Consider the following 21,735-nt stretch of genomic DNA (forward strand, 5'->3'; position numbering starts at 1 on the left):
CTTACATGGACGTACTTGCAGCGACCCCCGCAACCGGACCCACCCCGCCATTCCTCAGTAGACCTGCTGTTGCTCCGGCTGTTGCTGTCGCTCTGGCCTCTGCGGGTGCAGGGCGCCGCCCTGCCGAACTAAACTACCCGCCGTTGTCCCAGCAGGATTGCCCATGTTCGATACCTCGCCCCAGCTCGATTGCGCCGGCCGCATCCTGCGCCTCGACCGTGTCCGGGTCATGGGCATCGTCAACGTCACCCCGGACTCGTTCTCCGACGGCGGCGCGCACGACAGCACCGAGGCTGCGGTCGCACATGGCCTGAAGCTGGTCGAGGAAGGCGCCGATCTGCTCGACGTCGGTGGCGAATCCACCCGCCCGGGTGCTGCCCCGGTATCGATCGAGGAAGAACTGCGACGTGTGATTCCGGTAATCGAGCAGCTGGCCGCCCGCACCACGGTGCCGATCAGCATCGACACCTTCAAGCCGGAGGTGATGCGCGCGGCGGTGGCCGCCGGTGCCGGCATGATCAACGACATCTTCGGCCTGCGCCAGGACGGCGCACTCGATGCCGCTGCCGAGGCGGGCGTGCCGGTGGTACTGATGCACATGCAGGGCGAGCCGGGTCATATGCAGGCCGATCCGCATTACGACGACGTGGTCGCCGAGGTGCACGGGTTCCTCGTGCAGCGCCTGTTCGCTGCGGAAATGGCCGGCATTCCCAAGAAGAACCTGCTGGTCGATCTCGGCTTCGGTTTCGGCAAGACCACCGCGCACAACATGACCCTGCTGGCGCGCTCGGAGCGCTTCCTGGAACTGGGTGTGCCGATGCTGGCCGGGCTGTCGCGCAAGCGCAGTCTCGGTGAACTGACCGGTCGCGACACACCGTCGGAACGGGTGGCGGCTTCGGTGGCTGCCCACCTGATCGCGGTGCAGCGCGGCGCGAGCATCGTGCGCGTGCATGACGTGGCCGCCACTGTCGATGCGCTGAAGATCTGGCAGGCGGTCGACGCCGTGCCGGCACCGCGCGCCGACGCCACGCCGACCCTCCGCTGGCCGGACGAAGACTGATGGGCATCGACCGGCGGCCATTGGCGATCGCCGTGATGGGGCCGACGGCCAGTGGCAAGACGGCCACGGCCATTGCCCTGGCCCGGCAGCTGGATGGCGAGATCGTCAGTGTCGATTCGGCGCTGGTGTACCGGCACCTGGACATCGGTTCGGCCAAGCCCGATGCCGCCGAACGCGCGCAGGCCCCGCATCACCTGCTGGACCTGCGCGAGCCCTGGCAGACCTATTCGGCGGCCGAGTTTGCCGCCGATGCCGGCCGTGTCGTGGCCGATATCGTGGGGCGCGGCAAAACGCCGATCCTGGCTGGTGGCACCGGCCTGTACTTCCGCGCCCTGCTGCAGGGCTTGTCGCCGATGCCCGAAGCCGACCCGGCAATGCGCGAAATGCTCAGTGCCGAAGCGGCCGAGCGTGGCTGGGCGGCGCTGCATGCCGAGCTGGCCAAGGTCGATCCGGCCGCGGCTGCCCGCATCCATGCCACCGACCCGCAACGCATCCAGCGGGCGCTGGAGGTCTATCGCCTGACCGGTACCCCCATCTCGGAATGGCAGCGCCGGCCGGGCGTGGCGCCGTTGCCGGTGCGAACCCTCAAGCTGATCCTGGCCCCGCGTGACCGCGCGGTCCTGCACCAGCGCATCGAGGCCCGCTTCGATCTCATGCTGGCACAGGGCTTCCTCGACGAGGTGCGGGCACTGCGCGCGATGCCGGAAATGGCCACGGTGCAGGCGCCCCTGGACCTGCCTGCGGTACGTGCAGTCGGCTACCGCCAGGCCTGGGAATACCTGGACGGGGAGGGGGATGCCGCCCGTTTCCGTGACAAGGCGATCTTCGCCACCCGCCAGCTGGCCAAGCGCCAGCTGACCTGGCTGCGTGGCGAACTTGATGCGCGCTGGTTCGACCCCCATATCGACAACGAGCGCCTGGCCGGCGCGGTGTCGACCTTCGTCGCACGCTGAACCCCCGCCAGCCGTGTAACATCATTGGACGGCGGGCGGCTCGGGGGCCGTGGCAACCGTCGGCAACCCAATAAGAACAATAATCAGGAGTGTGCAATGTCCAAGGGGCAATCGCTGCAGGATCCTTTCTTGAATGCACTGCGGCGCGAACGCGTGCCGGTTTCGGTGTACCTGGTGAACGGCATCAAGCTGCAGGGCACGATCGAGTCGTTCGACCAGTTCGTGGTCCTGCTGCGCAACACGGTCAGCCAGATGGTCTACAAGCACGCCATTTCCACGGTCGTCCCGGCACGCAATGTGAAGGTCGGTCCGGGCGGTGGTTACGTGCAATCGGGTGAAGGTGGTCAGGCAGGTGATGAAGCAGACGAGTAATACCGGAGCGGTGAATGTTTGACCGCTCGAAAAAGGGCGAACACGCCCTGTTGATCCAGCCGCATTTCGGCAAGCTGGAAGATGATGTGCTGGAAGAGTTCGGTGATCTGGCCCGCTCGGCTGGGGCCAGCATCGCCGCGACGATCACCGCGCGTCTGGACCGTCCCAATCCGTCGACCCTGATCGGCAGCGGCAAGCTGGACGAGATTAAGGCGGCGGCCGATGCCAGCGGCGCCGACCTGATCCTGGTCAACCATGCGTTGAGCCCGGGCCAGGAGCGCAACCTGGAACGCTTCCTCGAGCGCCGGGTGATCGACCGGACCGGCCTGATCCTGGACATCTTTGCCCAGCGTGCGCACAGCCACGAAGGCAAGCTGCAGGTCGAGCTGGCGCAGCTGCGCCACCTGGCCACGCGGCTGGTGCGCGGCTGGACCCACCTTGAGCGCCAGCGCGGCGGCTCGATCGGCCTGCGTGGCCCGGGTGAAACCCAGCTGGAAACTGACCGCCGCCTGTTGCAGAAGCGGGTGGAGCAGCTGCAGAAGCGCTTGGAGAAGGTGGAAGTGCAGCGCACCCAGATGCGCCGTGCGCGCGTGCGCAGCGAACTGCCGCGTGTGGCCCTGGTGGGCTACACCAACGCCGGCAAGTCGACCCTGTTCAATGCCATGACCGGTGCCGAGGCCTACGCCGCCGACCAGCTGTTTGCCACGCTGGACCCGACCGTGCGCCGCATTGCGGTCCCTGGCGGCAACGTGGTGCTGGCTGACACCGTCGGCTTTGTCCGCGATCTGCCGCATGACCTGGTTGCCGCGTTCCGCTCGACCCTGTCTGAGGCGCGCGAAGCTGACTTCCTGCTGCACGTGGTCGACGCTGCCGATCCGCATCGCGAGGAGCGCATCGCCCAGGTCGACGAGGTGCTGACCGCAGTCGGCGCTGGCGATCTGCCGCAGCTGCTGGTGTTCAACAAGATCGACCGCATCGACGGTGCCGACGTCCGTCACGATGGCCAGGACGGTATTCCTGATGAATCGCGACGCGAGCGGGTATGGATTTCCGCGCGTGACGGGCGGGGCCTGGACCTGCTGCAGGCAGTGCTGGGCAAGCGCCTGGGCCTGCAGCACGTGACCGGTGAACTGCGCCTGCCGCCGGACGCCGGACGCCTGCGCGCGCGCCTGCATCAGCTGGAAGTGATCCGCAGCGAGCAGGCCGATGAAGAGGGCTGGCTGCTGCAGGTGGACCTGCCGATCGCCGAAGCCGAGAAGCTGGCTGCCAGTGCCGACGGCGCGCCGATCCGCGCCCTGTTGCCGGAAAAGCTGCCGGAGTGGTGAGGTAGCGACCAAGGCCCGGTAGTGCCGGCCGCTGGCCGGCAGCGCAACCGTGCCGCCGGCCCGCGACATCAACCTGTCATCTGCGGTACAACGTGCAGGTTCTTCACCCCACCGTCATGCCGATGTCCATCCCGACCGACGCCGATCTCAACGCCCAGTCCGCCGCGCTAGGGCAGCGCCTGCAGCAGGCCTCGCTGCAGCTGGTGACCGCTGAAAGCTGCAGCGGTGGCTGGATCGCCAAGTGCATGACCGATATCGCCGGGTCGTCGGCGTTCTTCGACTGCGGCATGGTGGTCTACAGCTATGAAGCCAAGCAGCGCCTGCTCGGCGTGCGCGCGCAGACCCTGGAGCAGTTCGGTGCGGTCAGCCGCGAGACGGTGCTGGAAATGGTCTCCGGTGCCCTGGTCAATTCCGGTGCCGGCATTGCGGTGGCGGTGACCGGGATCGCCGGCCCCGGCGGCGGCAGCCCGGACAAGCCGGTCGGCAGCGTCTGGATCGGCTGGAAGCGCCGTGGCGGTTACGCCCGCGCCGAGCTGTTCCAGTTCGGGGGTGACCGCGAAGCCATCCGCCGGCAAACCGTAGCGGCGGCATTGCGCGGTATCGACGCCCAGCTGTGACATGCTGCTCCGGTAATCGTCCGGAGCACGCATGATGTGGGAAACGCTGGGCACAGTCCGTGACCTGGGCCGACTGCAGGAAATTGCCGTTGTCCTGATCCGTTATGGCTTCGGCGACGTGGTGCGGCGCATCGGCCTGGCCACGACGCTTGAACGGGCAGGGCGCCTGCTGCACTGGAACGAGGAGCGGCAGGAACTGCTGCGGATGACCGCGCCGGTGCGCGTGCGCAGCGCGATGCAGGATCTCGGCCCGACCTTCGTCAAGCTCGGCCAGGTGCTGGCGACCCGTGTCGACCTGCTGCCTCCGGAATGGATCGCCGAGCTCTCCGAACTGCAGAACGCAGTGCCGGCGTTGCCGTACGCGGACATCCGCGAGCAGCTCGAGGCCGACCTTGGCGCGTCGCCCACGGAGGTATTCGCTTTCCTTGATGAAACCCCGATGGCCGCCGCCTCGCTGGCGCAGGCCCATCGTGCGCGCCTGCATGACGGTCGCGAGGTGGTGTTGAAGGTGCGTCGCCCCGGCATCCGCGATGTGGTCGAGGCCGACCTGCGGCTGCTGGCACGCCTGGCCGAGATCGTCGAAGCCCGCCTGCCGGACCTGCGCCGCTATCGTCCGGCCGAGGTGGTGCAGCAGTTCACCGTGTCACTGCGCCGCGAGCTGGATTTCGCCGCCGAATGCCGCAACGCCGAGCGCATCGCGCGCAATTTCAAGGGCCGCGGCGACATCCTGATTCCCAGCGTGCACTGGCAGTGGACCTGCGAGAGCCTGAACGTGCAGGACTTCGTTGACGGGATTCCCGGACGGGACCTGGCGGGTGTCGACGCGGCTGGCCTGGACCGGCGCGAACTGGCACGGCGCGGCGCCGACATCGTGTTGAAGATGGTGCTGGAGGACGGCAGCTTCCACGCCGACCCGCACCCCGGCAACATCATCTACCTGCGCGACGGGCGCATCGGCGTGATCGATTTCGGCATGGTCGGCGCGCTGTCGGAAGTGCGTCGCTTCCAGGTCGCACAGTTGCTGCACGGGCTGGTCGAGCAGGACCCGCAGAGCGTGGCCGACGTGCTGCTGGACTGGGCCGGTGGGGTGGAGGTGGATGAGAACCGGCTGCAGCATGACATCAGCCAGTTCGTCGACCAGTACCGCGGTGTGCCGTTGAAGGACCTGCGCATCGGGCTGATGCTGGGCGACATCACCCAGTTGCTGCGCAGCTACAGCCTGACCCTGCCGGCCGACCTGGCGCTGATGATCAAGGCGTTCCTGACCCTGGAAGGCATGGGCCGCCAGCTGGATCCGGATTTCGACATGGCCAGCGCCGCGCGCCCATTCCTGGAGCGGGTGGTGTTGCAGCGCTATGCGCCAAAGGCGCTGCTCAAGCGCGGCCGGCGCAGCTTGCTGGGGCTGGTGGATTTTGCCGGCGAACTGCCGCGCGACCTGCGCAAGCTGGTGCAGGCCGCCCGCCGTGGCCGCCTCCAGCTGAAGGTAGAAACCACGGCATTGCAGGGTTTCGGCGAACAGGTGAACCGCGCGGCGAACCGGCTGGTGATGGGCATCGTTACCGCCGCCCTGATCATCGGCTCGTCGATCGTGATGCACAGCGTGGGCGGCGTCTCCAGCCGCTGGCTGCTGGCGCTGGGCGTGTGCGGCTTCATCGGCGCCGGTTTCTGCGGCGTCTGGATCCTGTTTTCGATATGGAGAAGCGGTAAACACACGTGAGTGTGTTTACCGCAGCGGTTCCCGCCGGAACCGCGGAATCGCGCAGCGATTCCTGTAGAGCCGACTGTTAGTCGGCTGCACTTGCTTGTGCCTTTGCCAGCCGGGCCATGCCCGGCGACGATTGCCGACCACGCCTCGGCCCCGCAGGTAGGCGTCACCCCGTGTCGCACCCGGCACTTGCAGATCTGAACGTTAGTAGTAATACTACTAACCATGGACCTGACCGACACCCAGCAGGCGATCCTGCAGTTGATCGCCGAGCGTATCGAGAGCGAAGGCGCGCCGCCGTCGCAGACTGAAATCGCACGTGCGTTCGGCTTCAAGGGCGTGCGCGCGGCCCAGTACCACCTGGAAGCCCTGGAGCAGGCCGGCGCGATCCGCCGCATCCCAGGCCAGGCCCGCGGGATCCGCCTGGTGCAGGCCCCGCCGGTCGAGAAGCTGGCCGAGCCGAGCCTGCCCGACAGCGTGCTGCGTCTGCCGGTGCTGGGCCGGGTGGCGGCCGGCCTGCCGATCGGTGCCGATATCGGCTCGGACGATTTCGTGGTGCTGGACCGCGTGTTCTTCTCGCCGGCGCCGGACTACCTGCTGAAGGTGCAGGGCGATTCGATGATCGACGAGGGCATCTTCGACGGTGACCTGATCGGCGTGCACCGTACCCGTGACGCCCATTCCGGGCAGATCGTGGTAGCCCGCATCGATGACGAGATCACGGTCAAGCTGCTGAAGATCGCCAAGGACCGCATCCGCCTGCTGCCGCGCAACCCCGATTACAGGCCGATTGAAGTGCTGCCGGATCAGGACTTTGCGATCGAAGGCCTCTATTGCGGCCTGCTGCGCCCCAACCGTTGACCCGTTCCGCATTGCATTTCCCCGCGGTCTTTTGTGGCGATTCTCTGGTTCCACTGAGGTTGGTACGGATGTCCGATAATTCTTTTCAGAGCGCCGGGCAGAATCTCAGCCTGTGCGATACGTCCGACTTAAAGTGAGCCCATGGCAAAGAAGACCCCCAAAGACAGCACCTCCAACGACATCACCTCTGCAAGGACCCAACCGATGGACGAGAACAAGAAGCGCGCCCTCGCTGCAGCTCTGGGCCAGATCGAGAAGCAGTTCGGCAAGGGCTCGGTGATGCGCATGGGCGACCGCGTGGTCGAGCCCGTCGAAGCCATCCCGACCGGTTCGCTGATGCTCGACATCGCACTGGGCATTGGTGGCCTGCCGAAGGGCCGTGTCGTTGAGATCTACGGGCCGGAATCCTCGGGCAAGACCACTCTGACCCTGCAGGCCATCGCCGAATGCCAGAAGCTGGGCGGCACGGCGGCCTTCATCGACGCCGAGCATGCACTGGACCCGATCTACGCCGGCAAGCTGGGCGTGAACGTGGATGACCTGCTGCTGTCGCAGCCGGATACCGGTGAGCAGGCGTTGGAAATCGCCGACATGCTGGTCCGTTCGGGCTCGGTGGACATCCTGGTGATCGACTCGGTCGCCGCGCTGACCCCGAAGGCCGAAATCGAAGGCGAGATGGGCGACCAGCTGCCGGGCCTGCAGGCCCGCCTGATGAGCCAGGCGCTGCGCAAGCTGACCGGCAACATCAAGCGCTCCAACACGCTGGTGATCTTCATCAACCAGCTGCGCATGAAGATCGGCGTGATGATGCCGGGCCAGAGCCCGGAAACCACCACCGGCGGCAACGCACTGAAGTTCTATGCCTCGGTCCGCCTGGACATCCGCCGCATCGGCGCGATCAAGAAGGGCGACGAGATCATCGGCAACCAGACCAAGATCAAGGTCGTCAAGAACAAGCTGGCACCGCCGTTCAAGCAGGTCATCACCGAGATCCTGTACGGCGAGGGCATCAGCCGCGAAGGCGAACTGATCGACATGGGCGTGGAGGCCAAGTTGGTCGAGAAGGCCGGCGCCTGGTACAGCTACGGTGAGGAACGCATCGGCCAGGGCAAGGACAACGCCCGCGGTTACCTGCGTGACAACCCGACCGTCGCCGCCAAGCTCGAAGCCGAGCTGCGCGAGAAGTTCCAGCCGACTGAAGCCGCCCGCGAGGAAGGCGACGACGACGGCGACGACGAGTAAGGCTTGCTGTGGGGCAGGGCGGCGCCGTCAGTGACGTCGCCCTGCCTCGCAGGTTCGAATCGCCCAGGGATGGGCAGGGCGCCACGGACGGCGCCACCCTTGGAGCACCGATGTCCGACTCCGACGATATTCCCACCGGCCGCAAGCGCCGGCCACGTGAGCAGACGCCCGTGCAACGCGCGCTGGGCCTGCTGGTCCGCCGTGAGCATTCGCGCAGGGAGCTGACCCGCAAGCTGACCGCCCGTGGCATCGAAGACGAAGCCGCGCAGGCTGCCGTGGCCAAGCTGACCGAGGCGGGCTGGCAGGACGACAGCCGTTTTGCCGAGAACCTGGTGCGGATGCGCGCCAACACCGGCTACGGGCCGATCCATGTCCGCGCCGAGCTGGGCACCCATGGGCTGGACAGTGCTGCGATTGCGGCGGCGATGGACAGCTATGAGGGCGACTGGCAGGAAAACGCCCGTGACCTGGTCCGCCGCCGCTTCGGCGAGGCTGGCCCGCAGGACCTGACGCAGCGGCGCAAGGCCGCCGATCTGTTGGCCAGACGTGGCTTTGACGGCGACAGCATCCGCCGCGCGACCCGCTACGACCCGGATGACTGAGACTGGCGGCGCCGGGCCTGATACCCTTTAGGTTTTCGGCGGTCCCTTGCGACCCTGGCCAATGTGGCCGGTGGTCCGGGTCCGCCGGCCCGCAGACTGCCAGCCCTCAATGAACGCATCCGCCAAATTCACGACCTCCCAGATCCGCAGCGATTTCCTTGAATTCTTCAAGGGCAAAGGCCACACCATCGTGCCGTCGGCGCCGCTGGTGCCGGGCAACGATCCGACCCTGCTGTTCACCAACTCCGGCATGGTGCAGTTCAAGGACGTGTTCCTTGGCGCGGAGAAGCGCAGCTACGTGCGCGCGGCCGACGTCCAGCGCTGCCTGCGGGCGGGCGGCAAGCACAACGACCTCGACCAGGTGGGTTACACCGCACGCCACCACACCTTCTTCGAAATGCTGGGCAACTGGTCGTTCGGCGACTACTTCAAGAAGGACGCGATTGCCTGGGCCTGGGAGCTGCTGACCCAGGTCTGGAAGCTGCCGGCCGAGCGCCTGCTGGTCACCGTCTACCAGACCGACGACGAGGCTTACGCGCTGTGGCGCGACATGGTCGGCATTCCGGAAGAGCGCATCGTGCGCATCGGTGACAACAAGGGCGCGCCGTTCGCCTCGGACAACTTCTGGCAGATGGCCGACACGGGTCCGTGCGGCCCGTGCACCGAGATCTTCTACGACCACGGCGACCATATCGCCGGCGGCCCCCCGGGCTCCCCGGATGAGGACGGTGACCGCTTCATCGAAATCTGGAACCTGGTGTTCATGCAGTTCGACCGCCAGCCCGACGGCACCCTGGTGCCGCTGCCGGCGCCGTGCGTGGATACCGGCATGGGCCTGGAGCGCCTGGCGGCGATCCTGCAGCACGTGCATACCAACTATGAGATCGACCTGTTCCAGGCGCTGATCCGCAAGGCGTCGGAGCTGACCGGCACCGCCGACCTGGAGAACAAGTCGCTGCGCGTGATCGCCGATCACATCCGCGCCTGTTCGTTCCTGATCGTCGACGGCGTGCTGCCCTCCAATGAAGGCCGCGGCTACGTGCTGCGCCGTATCATCCGCCGCGCCCTGCGCCATGGCTGGATGCTGGGCGTGCGCCAGCCGTTCTTCAGCAAGCTGGTGCCGACCCTGGTCGAACAGATGGGCGAGGCCTATCCGGAACTGCCGGCGGCGGTGGACACCGTTACCCGTGCGCTGCAGGCCGAGGAAGAGCGTTTCGCTGAAACCCTCGACGCCGGCATGAAGATCTTCGAGGACGTGGCTGGCAAAGCCAGCAATGGCGTGATCCCGGGCGTTGACGCCTTCCGCCTGTACGACACCTACGGTTTCCCGCTCGACCTGACCCAGGACATCGCCCGCGAGCGTGACCTGACCGTCGACATCGCCGGCTTCGATGCCGCGATGGAGCAGCAGCGCGAGACCGCGCGTGCGGCCGGCAAGTTCGGCGGCGGCGTGACCCTGCCGGCGGAGCTGGTAGCCACCCTCAGCCCGACCGCGTTCCTGGGCTATGACCGCCTGCAGGCCGATGGCCTGACCGTGCTGGCGCTGCTCAAGGACGGTCGTCCGGTGCAGTCGGCCGATGCCGGTGATGCGGTCATCGTCATCACCAACCAGACCCCGTTCTACGCCGAATCCGGCGGCCAGGTCGGCGACACCGGCGTGCTGACCGGCAACGGCGTGCGCCTGGCGGTGGAAGACACCCAGAAGTTCGCTGGCCAGTTCCATGGCCACGTCGGCACGCTGTCCGAAGGTGGCCTGAAGGTTGGCGACGTGCTGTCCGGCCAGGTTGACGGCGAGCGTCGCGGCGCCACCATCCTCAACCACTCGGCGACCCACCTGCTGCACGCCGCCCTGCGCGAAGTGCTGGGCACCCATGTGCAGCAGAAGGGCTCGCTGGTCGCGCCGGACCGCCTGCGTTTCGACTTCTCGCACTTCCAGCCGATCAGCGCTGATGAGCTGGCGGTGATCGAGCGCAAGGTCAACCAGCAGGTGCGCGCCAACAATGCCGCCGAAGTGCACACCATGGCCATGCAGGAGGCGCTGGACTTCGGCGCGATGGCCCTGTTCGGCGAGAAGTACGGTGAGCACGTGCGCGTGCTGAAGATGGGTGACTATTCCACCGAGCTGTGTGGTGGTACCCACGTCAACCGTACCGGCGATATCGGCCTGTTCAAGATCACCTCCGAGGGCGGTGTCTCCGCCGGCGTGCGCCGCATCGAGGCGGTCACCGGCCAGGGCGCCCTGGACTACGTGGACGCCGAAGAGGCACGCCTGGCTGAAGCCGCCGAGCTGCTCGGTGGCAGCGCCGGTGACGTGGTCGAGAAGATCCGCGCCCTCGGCCAGCGCCAGAAGCAGCTGGAGCGCGAGCTGGAAGCCGTGAAGGCCAAGGTCGCGGCCGGTGCCACCGCCGACCTGTCCGGCCAGGCCGTTGAGGTCGCCGGTGTGAAGGTGCTGGCCGCCCGCCTGGAAGGCTTCGACGCCAAGTCCCTGCGTGACGCCATGGACCGCCTGAAGCAGCAGCTGGGCGACGCGGTGATCGTGCTGGCCGGCGCCCAGGACGGCAAGGCGGCCCTGGTTGCGGGTGTGAACGGCAGCGCAATGGGCAAGGTCAAGGCCGGGGAACTGTTGTCCCATATCGCCGGTCAGATCGGGGGCAAGGGCGGCGGACGCCCGGACCTCGCCCAGGGTGGTGGCGAGGACGGGCCCGCCCTTGCCACTGCGCTGGCTGCAGTTGTCGAATGGGTCAGCCCCCGCCTGTGATGAACCCGCCGTCCCCCTCCTTGTAGGAGCGGGACGGCTGACGGTACCATTGCGAATCTTTTCCCTTTGTCGTGGTAGCGCTTCTTGACGGAGCGTCAAGCCGGTGGGGGATACCCTTCCACACGGTTCCATGGAGACTTGCAAAAATGTTGATCCTGACTCGCCGCGTCGGCGAAACCCTGATGATCGGTGACTCGGTGAGCGTCACCGTGCTTGGCGTCAAGGGTAACCAGGTGCGTATCGGCATCACCGCGCCGAAGGACGTCGCTGTGCATCGCGAAGAGATCTATCAGCGCATCCAGCGCGGTGACGAAGCCGGTGGCGCCGGTAGCGAAAATTCTGCCGAATAACGCTTTACCTTCGCACTCGATTAACGTTATGATTCACGCCCCGCTGAGGTGCAACGCACCAGACGCGGTGAATACCCCGGAGTGATGCCCGAGTGGCCGAAGGGGCTCCCCTGCTAAGGGAGTATAGGGTCAAAAGCTCTATCGAGGGTTCGAATCCCTCTCACTCCGCCAGATACAAAGAAGCGCCTGCAGATCCTCGATCTGCAGGCGTTTTTCTTTGTCCGGTGTTCGAAGGTGCAGCCTGCGCGGGGCTGCCTGTCCTTAGTGATCGCTACGGATGGCAGGTACTGCAGCAGGCGTCGTTGCAGGTGCCGGAGCGGCGGCAGCAGGACGCTGTGGCGGCTCGAGATCACGCGGTGGGGTTTCGCGCCACAACAAGGCAAGCGTGCAGTCGTTGGCGCGCTCCCTGCACATTCTTTCGGCCTTGCGCTGCGCGGCGTCCGCAGTCTTCTCACCCAGTGCAAAGCCCAACGCAACCGTGCCCGTCGCGATGGCCGAATAGCCTTCGCTGGTCGTGCTGGCAGACTGGCCACAATTGCGCGATTGCAGCGCGCAGTAGTGCAGCGACTGCTGCATCGCGGTGGTAAGGGAATGCTGGTTCATCGAGTAGCCGTAGCGGCCATCCTTGTCGTAGGTGATCGCAGATGCGGCACCTGCCCCCGAGGTGATGGTCAACAACACCCCAAGGGAAATCGCTTGCTTCCAGTTCATCGCCATCTCCTTTTCGACGGATGGTGGATCAACCCGGGTTCGCGACGCAACCCGGCGCGTCGCCGTGCCGGGTGCCTGCAGGTAATCCACCCGCAGGCCGCTTCTCCTTCCGCCCGGGCTCAGAGCCTGACCGTCACACCCACCTGGAAGCCACGCCCCGGCAGCGGGGCGATGTACTTCAACGGCGAGTTGTGCGGGCGCGCTTCCTCGTTGAGCAGGTTGCTGCCGTTGACGAACACTTCCATGCCGGCGATGTAGCTGTTGCGCACCGGCAGTTCGCGGCTGACCTGCAGGTCGACCAGGTTGAACGCGTCCAGCGGAATTTCCTCGCTGACATTGCGGCCGAGGTACTTCTGCGTGCCGTAGTAGGTACTGGATAGCTGCGCCTTCCAGCCCTGGCGCTGCCACTGCAGGTTGGCGCCGTAGCGGTTGGTCGGCATGTTCGGCAGGTACTCGCCATCATTGTGGGCGCGCAGCGCGTCCGGGTGGTCGGCCTTGTTCTTCACCAGGTCGGCAAAGGCCGAGACATTCAACGTGCCATAGCGGCCGAGATCCAGCGCCTGTGAAGCGTCGATCTCGAAGCCCTTCACCGTGGTGTCGGTCTGCTTCCAGTACTTCAGCGGCAGGCGGTTGGCGGTCTGCAGGCCCGAGTAGCCAAGGTAGAGGTAGTTCTGGTACTTCATCCGGTACGCGGTGGCCGACAGCTCGAAGCCGCCGAGGTGGAACAGGCCGGTCAGCTCCAGGTTCTTTGCGCGCTCTGGCTCCAGGTTCTGGTTGCCTTCCTCCTGGGTCATCACCGAATAGTGCGCGTTGCTGGCATACAGCTCGTTGATCTCCGGTGCGCGCTGCGAGGACGAGTAGCGCACCTTGGCGGCAAACAAGGGGCCGAGCTCGACGTACGAGCCGAGGCTGTAGCTGTTGAGCCGGTAGTCGCGGTCCTGCAGTTTCGTGTTGGCAGCATTGCGCGCGGTCTTGAAGCGGCTGGGCTGCAGCGTGTGGTCGACACGCTCATGGCGGACGCCGGCATCGAAGGTGGCCCAGCCGAAGTCCAGCGTCTCTTTCAGGAACACTGCATTGCTGCGGGTATCGACATCGGGCAGGTAGCGCAGCGAGCCGCTGCCGGTGACATCACGCGACTGGTGGCTGAGGCCGAGCATGCCGCTGAGCGGGCCGACGCGCTGGTGGCTGAGCAGCAGCTCGGCCTGGATGCTTTCGAAGTCGTAGTCGTTGGCCTTGGACGCGCCGAGTCGTTCGCCCGAGGTGTTGTCCAGCTTGGAGACACGCAGTTCGGCACGCTCGAAGTAGGGCAGCGGATCGCGCAGCAGTGCTTCCAGCGCGTAGCGCTGCTGCTTGATCACCACGCCCACCGGCAGGCCATCGGCGTAGTTCGAGCCGAATGACAGGTTCTGCATCGAGAAGCCGGGTACGCCGTATTCGCTGTCCTTGGCATCGATGCTGACACCGACGTAGCCGCGGTCGAAGAACAGGGTCGAGCCGGCGGCCACCTGCGAATTGCGTGAGTAGCTGTTGCCCAACCGGTGGTGATAGTCGGGGGTCACGTCATTGTTGATCTGCTTCTGCACATACGAGGGCGTGCCGGGCACATAGGCCGGGTTGACCGGGTTGATGTAGGTGCGGCGCTGCCAGACCGAGGTCGGGTTGTTGGTATAGAAGGAGAAGTCACCGTCGGCCCAGTCCGGGTTCTCGGTCATGAACTGGTCGATATAGGGCTGCGAGGCCTTGTTGTAGATCTGCTGGACGCGCGCTTCCTTCTGGCAGCTGTCGGCCAGCGCCGAGTTGACGCCGCCGGTGGCGGGGAACAGGCGGGTGTTGCAGACGCTGGCCTTGCTGTTGCCGGGGATGTCGTAGTGGGAAATGCGCTGGCGCGAGACCTGCAGGTTGGTGGAGATGTTGCGCTGGTTGTTGAAGTTCATGCGGAAGCCCTGCGCATCGGCGGCGTTGAAGCCCTTGCGCAGGACCAGTTCCATCGACTGGTCCTTGTCTTCCATGCTGCGCGAGATCAGGCCCGAGTCGATCTCCACACTGCCGCCGATCGCATTGCCGCCATAGCGCACCGTGTCGGAGGACTTGTTGACGGTGACACTGCGCACGAACAGTGGATCGAAGGGAATGTTGATGTCACCGCTGATCGCATTCATGCCAAGGATGGACTGGCCATCCTGCAGGATCTGAACCCGGTTGCCGCTGAGACTGCGGATGACCGGGGCGCCCGCGTTCGGTCCGAACGCACTGTTCTGCACGCCGGAGACATGCTCGAGCAGGCCGCCGAGGGTGCGGTTCTGCGCCTGTGGATTGTCGACGGTGACCCGGCTGTCGATTCGCGAGGGCTTCGAGGCCTCGACCTGAAGCGTGGGAAGGGTGGGTTCGTCCGCGGCGTGGGCGGTGTGGACGGCGAACAGAATGGCGGCAGCAAGCAGATGGCGACGCATGACACGCTCCGTGAAAATAGTGTGAAATGTTATAACGTAACTATTTGTATCGACAAGGGGCGAATGGGCCTTGCCAGCCGGACTGGAGATGAGAGTGGTTCTCATATGAGAATGGCCGACGTCCGCTCCTCCGCCGGTGACTCCATGCATGCCCTCACCCTTGCCGACCTGGACCACCTGGGCCGCCGCAGCGGCTTCCGCTATCGACTGCCGGAACCGCTTGCCGTTGCTGGCGAACCCTGCGTGGTCGAGGGCAGGGTGGAGCAGCGCTGCCTGCGCCCGGGCTTGACCCTGGCGCTGTCGGATGTGGTTGCGCACCAGACCTTCGAGGCGATCTCGGAAGTGCCGCCGGCGTTCTCGGCCATCGTGATGCTGGAAGGCTGCGCCGGTGCTCGCCTGTCAGGTCAGGCGCAGATCGGAATGCGCCCGGGCGCGGGCGCGAGGATACTGGCCGATGCGGCGCCCATGACCGCGATCCACCCCGCGGGGCAGCGCATGCGCAGCCTGAATGTCTCGCTGGACGCATCGGCGCCGCTGGATGACCCGGTGATCAACGAACTGCTGTCCGCGCACCGCTCCGACGGCCGGCCGTTGCATAGCTGGCAGGTACCCGCGCATCTGGGGCACGCGGCCGACCAGTTGCTGTCGGGTGTCTGGGACGGCGCGATGCATGCGCTGCTGTGCGAGGGCGTGGGCCTGCAGATGCTGGCACTGTCCCTGGGCGCGCCTGCACGCAATGCTGCATTGGAGCTGGGCGTGTCCGCGCGCGATCGCCGCATGCTGCAGCGGGTGATCGATTGCCTGCAGGCAGCGCCGGCCGCCGATCACAGCCTGGACGATCTGGCGCGCGTGGCCTGCATGAGCCCCAGCAGCCTGCGCCTGAAGTTCCTGCAGGTGTATCGATGCTCGGTGTTTGCCTGGCTGCGCGAACATCGGTTGCAGCGGGCCTGCGAGCAGCTCCGGCAGGGCTGCAGCGTGCAGCAGGCCGCACATTTCGCCGGCTACCGGCATGCCACCAATTTCGCGACCGCGTTCCGTGCACGCTATGGCATCGCACCGAGCCGGTTCCGCTGACGTTCGATCATCGCCGGCAGCGCGCAAACACCTGCTGCGTCCGCGCATACGTGCGCTCACGTTCAAATGACAATAATTCTCATCCAGCCTTTCCTTCCCGCTGGACCTTCCATGCCTGCCTGTTTCCGCCCGTGTGCCCTGGCAACCGCCATCGGCACGACCCTGGCGCTGTTCAACGCTGCCCATGCCGCCGAACGCGCACCTGCCGCCACGGCCTCGCAACTGCCCACCGTGCAGGTCACCGCCGATCTCGACGGCAGCACCGAATCGTCGCGCTCCTACACCACCAATTCCATGGGTACGGCGACCGGCCTGTCGCTGACCTCGCGGCAGACACCGCAGTCGGTCAGCGTCGTCACCCACCAGCAGATCGAGGACCGCGCGCTGCTGAGTACGGCCGATGCGCTGGCCACCGCGCCAGGCATCTCGGTCACGCGCAGCGATGCCAACCGCTACTCGTTCTCGGCGCGGGGTTTCGAGATCGACAACTACCAGTTCGATGGCGTGGTGATGCCGGTGCTGTCGCCGTGGAATTTCGGCGAGAACAACCTGGACATGGTGGTGTATGACCGCATCGAGATCGTGCGCGGTGCCAACGGCCTGATGACCGGTGCCGGCAATCCTTCGGCAGCGGTGAACTACGTGCGCAAGCGACCGTTGCGCGAGTTCGCTGCCAGTGCTGGCATCGGCCTCGGTAGCTGGGACGCACGGCGCGCGTGGGCGGATGTATCCAGCCCGTTGAGCAGGGAAGGCCGCATACGCGGTCGCCTGGTGGCAGCCAAAGCAGAGGCCGACAGCTACACCGCCGGCCTGGACAGCACCGCGAAGACGCTCTACGGCGTGGTCAGCGTGGATCTGGGCGAGGACACCGGGTTGATCGCCGGCATCTCCTACCAGGGCAATGACAACCGTGGCTTTGGCAGTGGCTTCGCGCTGTTCAACGCCGATGGCACGCGCACCGCTTTCGATCGCTCGGTATCGGCCACGGCCCCGTGGGCACGGATGAGCACCGATACCCGCAACGGCTTCTTCGATTTCAACCACCGCTTCGGTAACGACTGGCAGGCGCGGGTGTCCTACAGCCGTTCACATACCGACATGGAGATGAAGCACCTCTATCGCGGCGGCTATCCCGATCCGGTCACCGGCGCCATGCCCAATGGCAACAGCTTCACCCGCTACGATGGACCGGTGCGGCGCGAGGCAGTCAGTGCCAGCCTGTCGGGTCCGTTCCAGCTGTTCGGTCGCCAGCACACGGCGTCGATCGGCTGGTCGCGGTCGCGCGACGAGATCGCGCTGGGGCAGTACCGCGCGCTGGCGCCGCTGCCGCCGTTGGCCAGCTATCTGGACTGGCACGGGCCGGGCACGCCGGAACCGGTGTGGGCCAGCAGCAAGACCCAGGCCGATGATCTGGACAACCATCAGAGCGGCGCCTATGCAGTGGCGCGGCTGTCGCTGGCTGACCCGCTGCATGTGATCGTCGGTGCTCGCCTGAGCAACTGGGAGACGGACCAGGTCTACTTCGGCAGCAAGCGCAAATACCGCTATCGCAACGAGTTCGTGCCGTATGCCGGCTTGGTCTGGGACCTCAACGGGTACAGCAGCATCTACGCCAGCTACACCGGCATCTTCAAGCCGCAGAACAATCGCGATGCATCCGGGCAGATCCTCGACCCGGTGAGCGGCCGCAGCTATGAGCTGGGCCTCAAGGGCAGCTGGCTGCAGGAGCGCTTGAATGCTTCAGCCGCGCTGTTCCGTACCCGGCAGGACAACCTGGCCGAAGCGACCGGCGGGCTGGTCGAGGGCAGTACGCAGGCCGCGTACCGCGCAGTGAAGGGGGCAACGGTGGATGGACTGGAACTTGAACTGGCCGGTGAGCCATTGCCGGGCTGGAGCCTGGGCACCAGCTTCACCACGTTCATCGCGCAGGACGCACAGGGCAGGGCCATCAATACGGCCAAGCCACGCAGCCTGTTCAAGCTGTTCACTACCTGGCGCCTGCCCGGTACCTGGGACCGGCTGACCCTTGGCGGTGGCGTGGACTGGCAGAACCGCATGTACCAGACCGCCACGGCACCCGGAAACCGCCGGGTGCCGGTAGAGCAGCCCGGATATGCGCTGGTCAACCTGATGGCGCGCTACCAGTTCAGTTCCAACCTGTCCGCGGCGGTCAACATCAACAACCTGTTCGACCGCCACTACTACTCGCAGATCGGCTTCTACAACCAGGCCTGGTACGGCGCGCCGCGGAACGTGATGTTCACCGTGAAGGTCGGCTATTAAGGCGTGACGTTGCCCTGTGTTCAGCGCTTCGGCTTGTACCCGGCACGGGTGACGGGCACGATCCGAAGCGCTGCGCCCCACAGTGTCCTACGCAGAACCTTCTTCACTCGAACGGAGCATCGTATGAAGCTGTTGTCCGCTGTGTTGTTGTCCGCGCTGTCACTGCCGGCCGCGTCGGCGCTGGCGATGGAGGCCTCACCCTCACCGCTGCTGGGGCGCTGGTCGCTGGATATCGCCACCTCGGCGCTACCCGAAGCGCAGCGCCCGAAGCAGGTGGTGCTGGAGTTCAAGGACGCCGGCAGCGGCCGTTGGAGCTCGCATGTGGATATCGTCCTGCATGACGGCAAGACCATGAAGTCCGATGGCACGCTGGCCCTGGATGGCACGCCGGGCGCCTTGTCCGGCACCTATGGCGCGGACAAGGCCAACCTGAAGCTGCCGGCGCCGAACACGCTGGTGATGCAGCTGGTGGACCATGGCACGCCCGCCTCGACCCGCATCTACACGGTAGCCGATGACCGCGCGACGATGACCGAGACCAAGGCGTTCTACGGCCATGACGGTACGCCGATCCTGCAGACCAACCTGTTCAAGCGGCTGCCCTAGCGGCACTGCGCGCGCCGCGCCTGCGGGGAAGATCCGCAGGCGCTGCGCCTGCCGCCCTAGACCGCGGCCGGATCTGGCTTGCCGGTGTCGATGCCGTATCGGTCGATGGCCTCCTGCAGCCGCGAGCGCTCGATGCGGCCCTCTTCGGCCAGCGCCTTCAGGGCCGCCAGCACGATGAAGTGGCGATCCACTTCGAAGAACGTGCGCAGCGATTCACGCGTGTCGGAGCGGCCGAAGCCGTCGGTGCCCAATGCAGTGAAACGGCGGTCATTGATGAAGGGACGGATCTGGTCGCCGACGATCTTCATGTAGTCGGTGGCCACCACCAGCGGCCCTTCGTGGCCTTGCAGGCACTGCTGCACGTAAGGCACACGGGGTTCCGCGGCCGGATGCAGCAGGTTCCAGCGTTCCGCAGCCAGGCCATCGCGGCGCAGTTCGGTCAGGCTGGTCGCGCTCCAGACGTCGCTGGCGATGCCGAAGTCCTGTTGCAGCAACTCGGCCGCGGCCTCCACTTCGCGCAGGATCGAGCCACTGCCCATCAGCTGCACGCGTGGCTGCGAGGTCCCGCGTCCGGAGGGCGCGGGGTGCAGGAGGTACAGTCCCTTCAGGATGCCGGCCTCGGCGCCCTCGGGCAGTGCCGGATGCGGGTAGTTCTCGTTGAGTACGGTGATGTAGTAGTAGATGTCTTCCTGGTCGACGTACATGCGGCGCAGGCCGTCGTGGATGATCACCGCCAGTTCGTAGTTGAAGGTCGGGTCGTAGGACACGCAACTCGGAATCACCGACGACAGCACGTGGCTGTGGCCATCGTCGTGCTGCAGGCCTTCGCCCATCAGCGTGGTGCGGCCGGAGGTGGCGCCCAGCAGGAAACCGCGCGTACGCGCGTCGGCCGCGGCCCATGCCAGGTCGCCGACGCGCTGCAGGCCGAACATCGAATAGAAGATGTAGAACGGAATCGTGGCCAGGCCATGGTTGCTGTAGGCGGTACCGGCGGCGATCCACGAACAGATCGCACCGGATTCGTTGATGCCTTCCTGCAGGATCTGCCCGTCCCTGGCCTCCTTGTAGTAGCTCAACTGGCCGGCGTCCTGCGGGGTGTACAGCTGGCCGAGGTACGAATGGATGCCGATCTGGCGGAACAGGCCCTCCATGCCGAAGGTGCGTGATTCATCGGGCACGATCGGAATCACCAGCCTGCCCAGTTCCGGGTCCTTCAGCAGGCTGGTGAGGATGCGCACGAAGCCCATCGTGGTGGACTGGCCACGATCGCCGCTGCCCTGCAGCTGGCTGTTGAAGATCGACAACGGTGGCAGCGGCAGCGGATCGACCCGGGCCAGGCGCGCCGGCAGCTGCCCACCCTGGATGCGGCGGCGCTCGGCGAAGTACAGCGCTTCGGCGCTGCCCGGTTCCGGGCGCAGGTAGGGCATCTCCTCCAGTTGTTCGTCGCTGACCGGCAGATTGAAGCGGTCGCGGAACGCACGCACCGCGTCGGCGCTCATCTTCTTCAGCTGGTGGTTGATGTTCTGGCCTTCGCCGGCTTCACCCATGCCAAAGCCCTTGACCGTCTTGGCCAGGATCACGGTGGGCCGGCCGCTGGTGTTCACTGCCTGCTGGTAGGCGGCGTACACCTTCTGCGGATCGTGGCCGCCCCGTGCGAGCGCCCAGATGTCGTCGTCGCTCATGTGCGAGACCAGGTCCAGCAGTTCGGGATAGCGGCCGAAGAAGTGCTCGCGCACATACGCGCCGTTCTGCGACTTGAAGGTCTGGTAGTCGCCATCCACGCATTCCATCATGCGCTGGCGCAGCAGGCCGCTATGGTCGCGGGCCAGCAGGTCGTCCCAGCCACTGCCCCAGATCAGCTTGATCACGTTCCAGCCGGCCGCGCGGAAGGTGCCTTCCAGCTCCTGGATGACCTTGCCGTTGCCGCGTACCGGACCGTCCAGGCGCTGCAGGTTGCAGTTGACCACGAACACGAGGTTGTCCAGCCGCTCGCGGCCGGCCAGCGAAATCGCCGCCTGTGATTCGGGCTGGTCCATCTCGCCGTCACCGAGGAAGGCCCACACCTTGCGACCCTGGTGTTCCTTCAGGCCGCGGTACTCGAGGTAGCGCATGTAGCGTGCCTGGTAGGCGGCGGTGAGCGGGCCCAGCCCCATCGACACGGTGGGGAACTGCCAGAACTCCGGCATCAGGCGCGGGTGCGGATACGAGGACAGTCCTTCGCGCCCGGCTTCGCGGCGGAAGTTGTCCATCCGCTGCGGATCGATGCGGCCTTCCACATAGGCACGTCCATAGATGCCCGGCGCGGAATGGCCTTGGATGTAGATCATGTCGCCGTCGAAGGCGTCGGTACGGCCACGGAAGAAATGGTCGAAGCCCACGTCGTACAGCACGGCGGCCGACTGGTAGGTGGCGATGTGGCCACCGACGTTGGAATGCCTGCCGGCACGCAGCACCATCACCATCGCGTTCCAGCGGATCATCGCGTTCAAGCGGCGCTCGATGGCCAGGTCGCCCGGATAGGCAGGTTGGCGCTCGGGCGGAATGGTGTTGACGTAGGCGGTCCAGGCGCGGGTGTGCAGGTCGCCGTGCTGCTGGGCATCGAGCTCGCTGAGCTGGTCGATCAGGTATTGCGCGCGTGGCCGGCCACCGGCCTGCATCACCGCTTCCAGCGATTCACGCCACTCCCGGGTTTCCAGCGGATCGGTATCGAAGGGGATGGGGGCTTGGTTCATGGCGGTCTCCAGAGGGCGCCGACCGGCCGCCTGC

17 protein-coding genes and 1 tRNA gene are annotated in these 21,735 nt (G+C 66.1%); 15 read left to right on the forward strand and 3 right to left on the reverse strand.

Features of this window, described 5'->3' with window-relative positions; translation table 11 throughout:
- Nucleotides 1-163 precede the first annotated feature (163 nt).
- The 12 genes from folP to QRO93_RS13840 all read left to right on the forward strand — a co-directional run bounded on the left by folP (nt 164) and on the right by QRO93_RS13840 (nt 12,016).
- Nucleotides 164-1,060 carry a dihydropteroate synthase gene (gene folP, locus QRO93_RS13785; protein ID WP_180879790.1) on the forward strand — a complete coding sequence of 299 codons (897 nt, stop codon included), beginning with the start codon at nt 164-166 and terminating at the stop codon, nt 1,058-1,060.
- Complete coding sequence (gene miaA / locus QRO93_RS13790; protein ID WP_164085889.1) at nt 1,060-2,013, forward strand: tRNA (adenosine(37)-N6)-dimethylallyltransferase MiaA; 954 nt, start codon at nt 1,060-1,062, stop codon at nt 2,011-2,013. Before folP ends, miaA begins: the two co-directional genes overlap by 1 nt.
- Nucleotides 2,014-2,109: 96 nt before the next feature.
- The gene (hfq, locus tag QRO93_RS13795; protein WP_004152891.1) at nt 2,110-2,385 is read left to right on the forward strand and encodes an RNA chaperone Hfq; all 276 of its coding nucleotides are present in this window, start codon (nt 2,110-2,112) and stop codon (nt 2,383-2,385) included.
- 14 nt (nt 2,386-2,399) lie between these two features.
- The gene (gene hflX, locus QRO93_RS13800) at nt 2,400-3,710 is read left to right on the forward strand and encodes a ribosome rescue GTPase HflX (RefSeq protein WP_049457707.1); all 1,311 of its coding nucleotides are present in this window, start codon (nt 2,400-2,402) and stop codon (nt 3,708-3,710) included.
- Between the two features lie 122 nt (nt 3,711-3,832).
- Nucleotides 3,833-4,327 carry a CinA family protein gene (locus QRO93_RS13805; protein ID WP_053451280.1) on the forward strand — a complete coding sequence of 165 codons (495 nt, stop codon included), beginning with the start codon at nt 3,833-3,835 and terminating at the stop codon, nt 4,325-4,327.
- 34 nt (nt 4,328-4,361) lie between these two features.
- Entirely contained in the window at nt 4,362-6,044 is a 1,683-nt protein-coding gene (ubiB, locus tag QRO93_RS13810; RefSeq protein ID WP_164085909.1) for a 2-polyprenylphenol 6-hydroxylase, read from the forward strand.
- A gap of 213 nt (nt 6,045-6,257) precedes the next feature.
- On the forward strand, nt 6,258-6,893 hold the full coding sequence (lexA, locus tag QRO93_RS13815) for a transcriptional repressor LexA (protein WP_180879788.1): 636 nt from the start codon (nt 6,258-6,260) through the stop codon (nt 6,891-6,893).
- 204 nt (nt 6,894-7,097) lie between these two features.
- The gene (gene recA / locus QRO93_RS13820) at nt 7,098-8,135 is read left to right on the forward strand and encodes a recombinase RecA (RefSeq protein ID WP_053449352.1); all 1,038 of its coding nucleotides are present in this window, start codon (nt 7,098-7,100) and stop codon (nt 8,133-8,135) included.
- Between the two features lie 110 nt (nt 8,136-8,245).
- Nucleotides 8,246-8,737, forward strand: a complete 492-nt coding sequence (gene recX, locus QRO93_RS13825) for a recombination regulator RecX (RefSeq protein WP_053449353.1) — start codon at nt 8,246-8,248, stop codon at nt 8,735-8,737.
- Nucleotides 8,738-8,846: 109 nt separating this feature from the next.
- Nucleotides 8,847-11,495 carry an alanine--tRNA ligase gene (alaS, locus tag QRO93_RS13830; protein ID WP_180879786.1) on the forward strand — a complete coding sequence of 883 codons (2,649 nt, stop codon included), beginning with the start codon at nt 8,847-8,849 and terminating at the stop codon, nt 11,493-11,495.
- 146 nt (nt 11,496-11,641) lie between these two features.
- The gene (csrA, locus tag QRO93_RS13835) at nt 11,642-11,845 is read left to right on the forward strand and encodes a carbon storage regulator CsrA (RefSeq protein WP_006432031.1); all 204 of its coding nucleotides are present in this window, start codon (nt 11,642-11,644) and stop codon (nt 11,843-11,845) included.
- A 78-nt stretch (nt 11,846-11,923) separates the two neighbouring features.
- Nucleotides 11,924-12,016, forward strand: a tRNA-Ser gene (locus QRO93_RS13840).
- 90 nt (nt 12,017-12,106) lie between these two features.
- Here the strand turns inward: QRO93_RS13840 and QRO93_RS13845 are convergent.
- Nucleotides 12,107-12,646, reverse strand: a complete 540-nt coding sequence (locus QRO93_RS13845) for a DUF4189 domain-containing protein (RefSeq protein WP_238581865.1) — start codon at nt 12,644-12,646, stop codon at nt 12,107-12,109.
- 29 nt (nt 12,647-12,675) lie between these two features.
- On the reverse strand, nt 12,676-15,006 hold the full coding sequence (locus QRO93_RS13850) for a TonB-dependent receptor (RefSeq protein WP_180879784.1): 2,331 nt from the start codon (nt 15,004-15,006) through the stop codon (nt 12,676-12,678).
- A 144-nt stretch (nt 15,007-15,150) separates the two neighbouring features.
- On the opposite strand from QRO93_RS13850, the gene QRO93_RS13855 reads away from it, so the two are divergent.
- The 3 genes from QRO93_RS13855 (at nt 15,151) to QRO93_RS13865 (ending at nt 18,969) form a co-directional block, all read left to right on the forward strand.
- Complete coding sequence (locus QRO93_RS13855) at nt 15,151-16,080, forward strand: helix-turn-helix transcriptional regulator (RefSeq protein ID WP_053451282.1); 930 nt, start codon at nt 15,151-15,153, stop codon at nt 16,078-16,080.
- A gap of 111 nt (nt 16,081-16,191) precedes the next feature.
- A complete protein-coding gene (locus QRO93_RS13860) occupies nt 16,192-18,363 on the forward strand; it encodes a TonB-dependent siderophore receptor (RefSeq protein ID WP_180879782.1) in 2,172 nt (723 codons plus the stop codon).
- A gap of 123 nt (nt 18,364-18,486) precedes the next feature.
- A complete protein-coding gene (locus tag QRO93_RS13865) occupies nt 18,487-18,969 on the forward strand; it encodes a hypothetical protein (protein WP_008267606.1) in 483 nt (160 codons plus the stop codon).
- Between the two features lie 56 nt (nt 18,970-19,025).
- Here QRO93_RS13865 and aceE read toward each other — a convergent pair whose 3' ends face one another.
- Nucleotides 19,026-21,701 (reverse strand): pyruvate dehydrogenase (acetyl-transferring), homodimeric type, encoded by a 2,676-nt coding sequence (gene aceE / locus QRO93_RS13870; protein WP_285304263.1) that lies wholly within the window; start codon nt 21,699-21,701, stop codon nt 19,026-19,028.
- Nucleotides 21,702-21,735 lie beyond the last annotated feature (34 nt).

The organism is Stenotrophomonas maltophilia group sp. Smal17 (genome assembly GCF_030237045.1).
Lineage (GTDB): Bacteria > Pseudomonadota > Gammaproteobacteria > Xanthomonadales > Xanthomonadaceae > Stenotrophomonas > Stenotrophomonas forensis.

Excerpts from the sequence above, each read along its gene's own strand:
- folP (WP_180879790.1), top strand. The coding sequence starts at position 164 with ATGTTCGATACCTCGCCCCAGCTCGATTGCGCCGGCCGCATCCTGCGC.
- miaA (WP_164085889.1), top strand. The coding sequence starts at position 1,060 with ATGGGCATCGACCGGCGGCCATTGGCGATCGCCGTGATGGGGCCGACG.
- hfq (WP_004152891.1), top strand. The coding sequence starts at position 2,110 with ATGTCCAAGGGGCAATCGCTGCAGGATCCTTTCTTGAATGCACTGCGG.
- hflX (WP_049457707.1), top strand. The coding sequence starts at position 2,400 with ATGTTTGACCGCTCGAAAAAGGGCGAACACGCCCTGTTGATCCAGCCG.
- QRO93_RS13805 (WP_053451280.1), top strand. The coding sequence starts at position 3,833 with ATGTCCATCCCGACCGACGCCGATCTCAACGCCCAGTCCGCCGCGCTA.
- ubiB (WP_164085909.1), top strand. The coding sequence starts at position 4,362 with ATGTGGGAAACGCTGGGCACAGTCCGTGACCTGGGCCGACTGCAGGAA.
- lexA (WP_180879788.1), top strand. The coding sequence starts at position 6,258 with ATGGACCTGACCGACACCCAGCAGGCGATCCTGCAGTTGATCGCCGAG.
- recA (WP_053449352.1), top strand. The coding sequence starts at position 7,098 with ATGGACGAGAACAAGAAGCGCGCCCTCGCTGCAGCTCTGGGCCAGATC.
- recX (WP_053449353.1), top strand. The coding sequence starts at position 8,246 with ATGTCCGACTCCGACGATATTCCCACCGGCCGCAAGCGCCGGCCACGT.
- alaS (WP_180879786.1), top strand. The coding sequence starts at position 8,847 with ATGAACGCATCCGCCAAATTCACGACCTCCCAGATCCGCAGCGATTTC.
- csrA (WP_006432031.1), top strand. The coding sequence starts at position 11,642 with ATGTTGATCCTGACTCGCCGCGTCGGCGAAACCCTGATGATCGGTGAC.
- QRO93_RS13850 (WP_180879784.1), bottom strand. The coding sequence starts at position 15,006 with ATGCGTCGCCATCTGCTTGCTGCCGCCATTCTGTTCGCCGTCCACACC.
- QRO93_RS13855 (WP_053451282.1), top strand. The coding sequence starts at position 15,151 with ATGCATGCCCTCACCCTTGCCGACCTGGACCACCTGGGCCGCCGCAGC.
- QRO93_RS13860 (WP_180879782.1), top strand. The coding sequence starts at position 16,192 with ATGCCTGCCTGTTTCCGCCCGTGTGCCCTGGCAACCGCCATCGGCACG.
- QRO93_RS13865 (WP_008267606.1), top strand. The coding sequence starts at position 18,487 with ATGAAGCTGTTGTCCGCTGTGTTGTTGTCCGCGCTGTCACTGCCGGCC.
- aceE (WP_285304263.1), bottom strand. The coding sequence starts at position 21,701 with ATGAACCAAGCCCCCATCCCCTTCGATACCGATCCGCTGGAAACCCGG.